Genomic DNA, 7,819 nt, shown 5'->3' with positions numbered 1-7,819 from the left:
TAGCCATAGGACGTCTTGGGGTGCGAACCGTTGCTGCGGCACTACTGACAAATTGACGTGAACTCAATTGGCTTGGTATTGCCGTCAACGAGGCACTCTCTGTCAAAAAGCTCATGACCCGGGCAAAGGTAGCCTGGATTGGGTTTCGTAAGCGCGCGACGGTCAGTCGCAGAAGTTTGACGATAGCTAATTTCGGTTTATTCTGGATCTGATCTTTGCCTAATAAACTGATCAGGAAGTGCTGCCTGCCTAAGCATCTAATACTCCGAAGAGGCGAAAGTTGGGCGCCAAAGGCAGATACTTACTGTAAAAAGTTGATCAATTTAATCATCAAGCTTAAGAAACCAATTTACATAATTCTCTAGCTCATTTTCTAACGTATATGCTGGTTTCCATCCGAGGTCGAGTGCTCCCGATACATCGGCTACATAATGCATGGGGTCGCCAGCCCTAGAAATTCCATTGAACACTGCCCGCTCGGTGCGGCCCATGACACTAGATATAATGTCGACGACTGCCCTTGTTGTGACGCCGGTGCCACTAGCTCCATTAAAGACAGGGCAATCTTTTGAAGCAACGTTGGTTGCAGCCAAAAGTAAATTCGCGGCGTCATTGACGTGGATCCAGTCTCGGGTTTCAAATCCAGTGCCAGCAAATTCTGCCGGACCAACTTTAAGCTTATTACACGCGTCCCATAGAAGTTGTTTCCGTAATCCAACTCCGTACACAGAGAAAAGGCGTACAATCGATATGGCCATATTAAAATGTCTTGCATAATATGAAGCTAACTGCTCTGTTATTAGCTTATGAACACCATAAGGAGACGTCGGAGCAGGAATAGTGTTAATGCTTATAGGAAATGTCAATGCAGCACCATAAACGCTTGCGCTCGATGGAAGAACAATGCGTGCATTCGGGGTATGCAGTCGTGAATACTCAAGAACATCCAAAAATGTCTGAACTGTTCGTTGGAAGTCTTCTAATGGATCGGTCAATGAAAACGCGACAGATCCAGAGCCTGCGCAGTGGATAACATAATCTGGTTCCACGGCTGATCTAATCAGCGAATCCAGTGTGACATCTGCGGATGTCCAATGGCATATTCCCCAGCCTAAAGCTTCTTTGGTTGACCACGACCCGTGGCCCATCCCATACACGTCGTAGCCCAGTCGCGCCGCTGCCAACGCTACATGTCGCCCTACGAAACCGGATGCGCCGGTCACCAAAACCTTCTTAATCATGGTGCGGTCGATGACAAATAAAACTGTACAGGCGGCCTGGCGAAGAGATTCTTTCACCACGCCAGGTCAATAGGAAATTGGGAATAATGCGCCAAAGCATAGGAAGTCCTATCTTTCTTGCTATCGATTCTTTCATTAACTTCCGCGTTAGCGGAAATAAATTAATGTCGCTCTCCATTGGATTTAAAATCTTATCAATCTTCAAGCCTGCTGCCGTAATCGCGCCTATGTATTCGTCGATCAAATAGGCAAATTCGCCGCCATACAACCGATGCAGTGGGTGCTGATCCTGAAATACCAATATATCAGAATGGCTATCAACAACATGCTCGCGTGTTCCCAAAAATACGCCGCCTGGTTTTAGAACTCGCCCAATCTCTTTCACTAGCGCACTAAGGTCCTGAGCGTGATGCAAAACGGCTCGGCAATAGACTACATCGAAAACAGCATCGTTAAATGGGAGGCGCTCTCCCCACTCTTCGACAACTGATATCTTAGTATTGCTCTGTTCGGCCAAGCAGCGGATTGCTCCAGCACCAACAATGTCGCTAGGATCTGGCTCTAGTGCAGTTACAGTCCATCCAGAGCGAGCAAAAGCGTAAGATGCGACACCCCTTCCTGCTCCAAGCTCGAGGACCTGTCCAAGCTTGCTTGGTAAAATTGATACCAAAGATGCCCATTCGGTGCTAGTGACAAAGCGTTCAGCTGCGTTCAAGAGTGGGTCATCATAATAACAAGCCTCAGCTATCTCACGATTGGCCGGCTCGTTACGAAATTGTACGACAGCTTGCTCCCAATTTAATTTCCCATCCATTATTATAAATCACCCCTGGCTTCTTTTACAGAAATAGTTCTGCCACTGGTAACATCGACTAGTGGAAGTTCGCCTATGAGTTGTACCCGATCTTCCTCGGACAGATATGTCAGTTCACCTGACTCGTTGCGAGCGTCGCGAAAGGCAACCGGCCGAAATGCGTCTTCAACTGTCAATTCAGCGCTCTTCGCCCAAAGTTGGTCACGCCGCACAAAGAAAGCATTGCTTCCGGTTGAATTCACTCCAACCAAGGCATAGCCACGGAGCTTTGCAATGTGATCAAATGCTGCTAAGCTTGCACCCCAATACAATCCAGAATAATGCTTAGCATGCCGAACGAATGTTGGATCGTATGGCACAGTTACAGCTGATTTAGAGCCAAAAATGGCATTAAATTCAGTTATCAAGAGTGACGGTTGCCAGTCACTCAAGGCTTCGAGTACGTGATAATCGACGCCATCAATATCAACCGACAAGATACCACAATCTTTTGCAAAGCCACTGCTTTCAAGCAAGTCACAAATGTTATCTTTAGTGATAAATGCGCAAGTCGCATTCAAATTAAAATGCCAATAATAATCTCGGGAGCGAATGTGGTCGATATGGTTTTGTGATCCATCGATTACCATTCCGCTCCAGCCATCCTTCATCATTAGAAATCGGCAATTTGACTCCGAGAAATTTTCAACGCCGAACTCAATGAATGTCTTTTTTATGTCAGGTATTTTACCGACAATATGCTGTATAATACCATCCTCGCCCCACTGCGAAAACACCTTGAATTCAGCCTCAGAGATATTTTTGATTTCAGTTTGCTCGTTTAACTTAGTAAGAATACGGCCTTGGTTGATCATAAGAGTCTCGAATGCCGGGCGCTCTTCCGGAGGCCTTACTAGCTTTCGGACGAAGCGTCGTGCTGAGTTCATCATACATTCTCCATAACTTGATTACTTAAATAGAGTGTCCTTGGGAGCGACCTGAAGCTTTCCGGGGCATATTCAGATTTAATGCATTTCTCGACAGTTGCGCCATATATTCCGTTTCCGATGGTATCTCGGGTTCGGCACCACCCAATTTTTCAATCTCTATCCACTGTCTTCGGGCCATATCATATCTTTTTATGACCCGCCCGGGGTTGCCGACGACTAAGCTAAATGGAGGGACATCTTTTCTTATTAGCGAAGTGCTAGCAAATACGCTTCCAAAGCCGAGGGTTATGCCGCCGAGAATGGTTACGCTGTGGCCAAACCAGCAGTTGGCGCCAATTCGCATTTCACTTGATGTGGTCGCACCGGTTGCAACATACGGTATAAATGGATCCGAATAGATATGGTCTGCTCCTAAAAAGCTACAGCCGTAACCCAGTAAAGAGTAATCAGAAAATTCAATCAATGAGCCCGGGCTTATAACTGTACGGCGTCCTATGAAGCAGTTGTTCCCAATCACGATCTGCGCCTTGGTTCCTTCATATTTGTTGACGTTAAGCCAACATCCTTCTCCGATTACCGAATTACTTCCTATCGTAATCCATCTCCAGCCTAGAATCTGTGCCGAACTATCGATAAGTGTATCTTTGCCAACGTTTCTATGCTTATATAACGGGGATAGCACGAAATTGCGGAAATCAGTTGTAATATTTCGCGCAATGAATTTGCAACGATTTGCAATATGCATTACTTTATCCTGGCTTTTAAGAATAATAACATAGGCAGACCTGCAAACATTGCATAAGATATAAAGGTTGCCCAAGGAACAATGTAGACCCCAAATTTTTCTACCATTAGCAGTTTTGCGCTTAATGCCACCGCTGCGGTCATCGTGGCGATCGCGACCTGAAACCAAACGATTCTAAGCCCATTGAGATACATTGAGCTGGCGCTCGCTGTAGCTTCCAGGATCCTCCATGCTCCTAGCCCGATCAACAGCGCCACTGACGGCTGCACCGTGCTGCCAACCCACGCCTCAATTATAGCTCTCCCGCCAACTACCATAACAATTGCCAAAGCCGTTGAAACCCCCAACGCAAGCCATGTTCCCTTGACCAGAGTGCGTTTCGCCCAGACATGATCGCCTCGAGCGAACGCCTCTCCAAAAGCCGGCCATAGCGGCATCACCACGAAGCCCACAACGAGCGATATTAACGCAAAAAGACGGTCCGGTACGGCAAATTCAGCAACAGCAGCGGCGCCAAGCTTGTTCGCAATCAGAACACTATCCGACGTGTAAGCTACGGCCGTAGTTACCTGGAGAATGAAAAAAACAAACCCAATCTTGCCAATCTCGGCCGCATGCCGCTTGGTTGCGGCGTGGATCTGAGGTGCTGATTCGGGCATTGTGCGGGTGAAAAAAACCAGGCTGTTAATGATTAGAACCATTATCGGTAGGCCGTTAAACATCAGCACGAGCCATGGCAATCCGGCTTCAAGGGATATTACGACCAGCGTGCCAATCAGTGCAGCAACGCTACCAGCGCACTGCCATAGGCTAGACATAAACCCCAGTTGCAGACCAAGCTGGAGGCGCTGGATGATCGTTGCAGGAAGCGACAGACCGAAACAAAGAAAAAACACCAGCATCGCCGGGCGAACCTCATTTACAGCAAGCGTATCTTGAACGTTAAAAATATAGGCCCAATTAATATGGGCATAAGTAGCCAACGCTAGTGTGATGATAACGCATCCGACTAACCCTAGGACGACGAAAGCGCTTGATACATATGATCTAATTTGATCAAAATCGTCTTTTCCACGGGCGACCGCGACAGCAGTTAGTAAGCCGTTTCCGATGCCTAAATCAGCAAAGGTTAACATTAATGTGAAAGAACTTATGATAACCCACAAACCATACCGCTCTGTGCCCAGATAGTGAAGCGTTAGAGGAACGGTTATCAATGATGTCGCGATAGAAACAAGTTTCGCAAGGGCAGAGGCTGCTGCCGTTAGCGCAATCTTGCGCATTCGATCATCCGCCCGACCCTCGTCGGTTGTGAGGTCTGCGCGGCCTCCTCGGAGAAACGACAAGGTTTGCGTAATGAATCTGGCTGGCTTCCGGAGCATGGTGCCTATTGTGCTAAGCCGAACCGTTTGTCTACGTTTCCGATCTCATCTTCCGCTGGTTTGGCTCCTTGACGGCATCATGTCTGACCAGCGCGATGTTGCGCTGTACAAGAAGGAGCGCATGACCGATGTTCATATTCTCGCAATGGATCTCGCGAAGGGCAGCTCTCAGGTCTGCGGCACAGGCCTGGGAGAGGCGGCTCTGTTAAATCGGATGGTTTCGCGCGGAACGCTTGAGACCATCTTTCGCGAGCAAGCCCCCTTTGAAGCGTGCGCAATCAGCTATTTCTGGGGCGGTTTGCGGAAAGTCTCGGTCACGAGGTTCGCCAGACACCCGCCGTTGACGTTAAGCCTTTCGTCAGGAGGTGAAGAACGATGCGGCAGACGAAGCAGCGATTGGTGGAGCCTTGCTGCGATATCGCTATCATTATGTGGCAGTGAAGAGCGCCGAGCATCAGGCCCGTGGGGTGGCGTTCAGAACTCGCCAAATCCTTCGTTAGACAACGAACGCAACTCATCAACCGATCTCGCGGCTATCTGGCAGAATCTGGATTTGTCGTCGGGCAAGCGCCGACCGGAATCAAAGCCCTTGGAGGGTTGATCGACAACAAGGCAACACAGCTCTCGGGTGCGGTGTGCGATATCGCTGCCCTTTAACTGGACCAGATCCGCGGTTATGGCGCACAAGATCGACGAATCAATGCGGCTGCATTGCTAATTGCCAAGCGTCGGTCCTGTAACAGCGGATGCGATCATGACGTTTGCTCTCGATCTACGGGCCTTTGCCAGTGGACGGAACTTCGCCGCATGGCTTGGGCTGGTCCCACGAGAGCGATACACCGGCGGAAAGGCGATGCTAGGCTTGTGAGTAAGATGAGCCAAGGCGGCAGTCGCAAGATGCTAATCTTCGGTGTAATGAGCAGGATCCGCTGGATCATCCGGCGTGGTGTGCTCCCCGACAACTGGCTCGGCCGCGTGTTGGGACGTAAGCCGCGAATTGTGGCAGCTGTCGCTTTGGCCAACAAGATGGCGCGCACGGTCTAGGCCATGGTGAAGCGCGGGCGAAATCACCGGATTGCATGATCCGGCTGTTATCCAATAAAGGCTCAACCGGACGCACATAGGGGCAAGGAAATTGACTGACGATTATGCGGCAGGGACTTCAATGTCTACGCCGAGCAAGCCAGTCCCGGGGCGCGAACATCAAAGCTCTCTAAATTGACGCGGAACTCGTTCTTCCAACTGCATACCTGCCAGTAGCAAAATCAGGGCATAGCAAGAGGCCTGACACACGAACGTTAAAGGCGCCAAGCCGTTACAGCGGTTAAAAAATCACCTTACAAAATTTCGAGCCTTCGCAGACGAATAAATACATAAAGGAGTAGTAATGTTGTCTATGATCAGAACTTCTACAATTGCGACAGCTCTATTTTTGATGATTTGCGTTTATCGACTGGATGTAAGCGCGCACGAAGTGCTGAAAAATCGTACTTCGTCAGAAAAAAATAGAACTTTGGTTTATGTATCAGGCCCCTTTAAGGCAAGTTTTGATGGTCAAAAAATAGAAAATATGATAGTAAAATCAGACGATATGCGCCCTGCTATCACAGTAGATGGTTTCCACAATGTCAAAATAAAAAACGTTATTGTATATCATTCTAATGGTCCCGGAATTGTGATAAATAGGTCGCAAAATGCAAATATATCAGATACCGTTGTTGTAAATATTGGGGCACCGGAGCGAGGTCAAAACATAGGTTCAATGCCTGAAAGAAGAGTTAATATTCAAGCTGTATTTTCAAATAACTTAACAATTTCAAATGTGTACGTTGAAAAGGGTGCGGCCGGAGTTTATCTTTTTCGTAGTGATCACGCAATTATAAAGAAAATAGAAGGGTTCGATATTAGAGGTCCCCTTCCTAGGGGGCAACTAGTCCAGTTTGATAAGTGTAAATACCCCACTCTTGACACTTTCAGCGTGATAAATCCTGGGCGTACGTCATGGACTGAGGATGCGATCAATTCATATGGGTCTATCAAGCCAACTATTCGCAATGGGTATATTGAAGGATTAAACTCACCCAAAGGCGTTGGTGTATTAATCGAAAATGGCGAAGGCGGATGGGGGGGGCTAGTCGAAAATGTTGATGTAAGGTATTGGGTAAACGGAGCATTTTCTGCAGCGACGGATAGCGAAGGCGTTACATTCAAGAATGTGCGAGCATATGACGGTTTAGCTATTGGTATAATATCTGACAGCGCCGGTAATGTTTCCTTTGACGGCAGCACTGTGCCTACGCTCGAGCAATGGGCCCAGGACAACTTCCGAGGGGAGCCAACTAGTGGTCAAGAAGCATTTCATTCCTTTAACTCAAAGAAAATGTCAAACATAAACTTTATAAATGCCGGATATTTTAATTTAGCAAGGAAAGGAAGGGTCGCGTGGGATATAAATAAGATGTCAAGGCAGGAATTTTCTGCAATAAACATACCTCCGCGGCCTCGATTTTCATTTAAGATGAAATAGGTGTAGTTTATGACGCTACTCTAAAAGCTATTGCTAGTTGGGATTGTAAAATTTAGTCCCGCAGTTTCTTGGCGGATAAGGCCGAGGTCCGGTGCTCGCGGCCACAGGAGGTTGTTACCGTCGGATTGGATTTGGCGAGTACCGTTTTCAAGTTCACGCGATCGGGAGTGATGGCATCGTT

The 7,819-nt window shown here is 47.8% G+C and carries 8 protein-coding genes; 3 read left to right on the top strand and 5 right to left on the bottom strand.

Annotated features, from left to right (window positions below; all coding sequences use genetic code 11):
* Positions 1-323 precede the first annotated feature (323 nt).
* From QUA27_RS26780 to QUA27_RS26760, 5 genes are read right to left on the bottom strand one after another with little or no spacing between them, the layout of a single operon-like run.
* The gene (locus QUA27_RS26780) at positions 324-1,298 is read right to left on the bottom strand and encodes an NAD-dependent epimerase/dehydratase family protein (RefSeq protein WP_333072036.1); all 975 of its coding nucleotides are present in this window, start codon (positions 1,296-1,298) and stop codon (positions 324-326) included.
* Positions 1,234-2,055 (bottom strand): class I SAM-dependent methyltransferase, encoded by an 822-nt coding sequence (locus QUA27_RS26775; RefSeq protein ID WP_332975633.1) that lies wholly within the window; start codon positions 2,053-2,055, stop codon positions 1,234-1,236. Before QUA27_RS26775 ends, QUA27_RS26780 begins: the two co-directional genes overlap by 65 nt.
* Positions 2,056-2,057: 2 nt before the next feature.
* Entirely contained in the window at positions 2,058-2,984 is a 927-nt protein-coding gene (locus QUA27_RS26770) for a hypothetical protein (protein ID WP_333072033.1), read from the bottom strand.
* Positions 2,985-3,006: 22 nt separating this feature from the next.
* Complete coding sequence (locus QUA27_RS26765) at positions 3,007-3,729, bottom strand: acyltransferase (RefSeq protein ID WP_332975631.1); 723 nt, start codon at positions 3,727-3,729, stop codon at positions 3,007-3,009.
* A complete protein-coding gene (locus QUA27_RS26760; protein ID WP_333072032.1) occupies positions 3,729-5,012 on the bottom strand; it encodes a lipopolysaccharide biosynthesis protein in 1,284 nt (427 codons plus the stop codon). The genes QUA27_RS26765 and QUA27_RS26760 overlap by 1 nt, the downstream gene beginning before the upstream one ends.
* Positions 5,013-5,190: 178 nt before the next feature.
* On the opposite strand from QUA27_RS26760, the gene QUA27_RS26755 reads away from it, so the two are divergent.
* From QUA27_RS26755 to QUA27_RS26750, 3 genes are all read left to right on the top strand, one after another.
* Complete coding sequence (locus tag QUA27_RS26755) at positions 5,191-5,712, top strand: hypothetical protein (RefSeq protein ID WP_333072031.1); 522 nt, start codon at positions 5,191-5,193, stop codon at positions 5,710-5,712.
* 117 nt (positions 5,713-5,829) lie between these two features.
* On the top strand, positions 5,830-5,979 hold the full coding sequence (locus tag QUA27_RS27580; RefSeq protein WP_445251557.1) for a transposase: 150 nt from the start codon (positions 5,830-5,832) through the stop codon (positions 5,977-5,979).
* Between the two features lie 519 nt (positions 5,980-6,498).
* Positions 6,499-7,638: a right-handed parallel beta-helix repeat-containing protein gene (locus tag QUA27_RS26750; protein WP_333072029.1), complete on the top strand. Its 1,140-nt coding sequence runs from the start codon at positions 6,499-6,501 to the stop codon at positions 7,636-7,638.
* The last annotated feature ends 181 nt before the right edge of the window (positions 7,639-7,819 follow it).

The sequence above is a fragment of the Microcoleus harperi Pol14_C6 genome (assembly GCF_036701295.1).
Classification (GTDB): Bacteria; Cyanobacteriota; Cyanobacteriia; order Cyanobacteriales; family Microcoleaceae; genus Microcoleus.
Note: the sequence above shows the minus strand (reverse complement) of the source record. Positions and strands in the feature narration are given on the sequence as shown.

Bases quoted from the DNA above. Each gene is read 5' to 3' on its own strand.
- QUA27_RS26775 (WP_332975633.1), bottom strand. From the start codon at position 2,055: ATGGATGGGAAATTAAATTGGGAGCAAGCTGTCGTACAATTTCGTAAC.
- QUA27_RS26770 (WP_333072033.1), bottom strand. From the start codon at position 2,984: ATGATGAACTCAGCACGACGCTTCGTCCGAAAGCTAGTAAGGCCTCCG.
- QUA27_RS26765 (WP_332975631.1), bottom strand. From the start codon at position 3,729: ATGCATATTGCAAATCGTTGCAAATTCATTGCGCGAAATATTACAACT.
- QUA27_RS26760 (WP_333072032.1), bottom strand. From the start codon at position 5,012: ATGCGCAAGATTGCGCTAACGGCAGCAGCCTCTGCCCTTGCGAAACTT.
- QUA27_RS26755 (WP_333072031.1), top strand. From the start codon at position 5,191: ATGTCTGACCAGCGCGATGTTGCGCTGTACAAGAAGGAGCGCATGACC.
- QUA27_RS26750 (WP_333072029.1), top strand. From the start codon at position 6,499: ATGTTGTCTATGATCAGAACTTCTACAATTGCGACAGCTCTATTTTTG.